The 672-nt window shown below is 43.5% G+C and carries 2 tRNA genes and 1 rRNA gene; all 3 read right to left on the reverse strand.

What is annotated here, in order from left to right:
* Positions 1-287 precede the first annotated feature (287 nt).
* Positions 288-363: transfer RNA gene (locus C9J51_RS19355), tRNA-Ala, on the reverse strand.
* A 44-nt stretch (positions 364-407) separates the two neighbouring features.
* A tRNA-Ile gene (locus C9J51_RS19360) sits at positions 408-484 on the reverse strand.
* Positions 485-557: 73 nt separating this feature from the next.
* A 16S ribosomal RNA gene (locus tag C9J51_RS19365) occupies positions 558-672 on the reverse strand; the annotation flags it as partial.

Here is a 672-nt window from a genome sequence, read left to right on the forward strand (position 1 = left end):
TACAACCCCAAGAGGTCTTGTATGTTCAAACAACCAAGGTTTGCGTTTAATAATCCGATCAAGAAAATATTAAACATTGGTTTTTCGCCGGACTCGATACAAGACACTTGAATGTGTGTTGTTTTGAAAACTCGTTTTCATCCGAAGATAAAAACATTTTTTAAAATTAATCTTTCGATTAAATTTACTAGTCAGCTTTCCAGATTGTTAAAGAGCATGTGTTTTTGTCATGTTTGAAGATGACTAATCCACTTTCTAAAGACACTCTTACGAATATTTTTAGAAAGTGGTGGAGCTATGCGGGATCGAACCGCAGACCTCCTGCGTGCAAGGCAGGCGCTCTCCCAGCTGAGCTATAACCCCAACGATATAAAAGACTTTACCGCCACTTTTTCTGGGAGAAAAAGTGGTGGGTCTGAGTGGACTCGAACCACCGACCTCACCCTTATCAGGGGTGCGCTCTAACCACCTGAGCTACAGACCCAAGTCTTCTAACGTTCTACATTTCGACCAAGCAATCTGTGTGGACACTGCATAAAACAAGAAAAGTCTTTAGGTAAGGAGGTGATCCAGCCCCAGGTTCCCCTAGGGCTACCTTGTTACGACTTCACCCCAGTCATGAACCACACCGTGGTAAACGCCCTCCCGAAGGTTAAGCTATCTACTTCTGGT

The organism is Photobacterium iliopiscarium, assembly GCF_003026395.1.
Classification (GTDB): Bacteria; Pseudomonadota; Gammaproteobacteria; order Enterobacterales; family Vibrionaceae; genus Photobacterium; species Photobacterium iliopiscarium.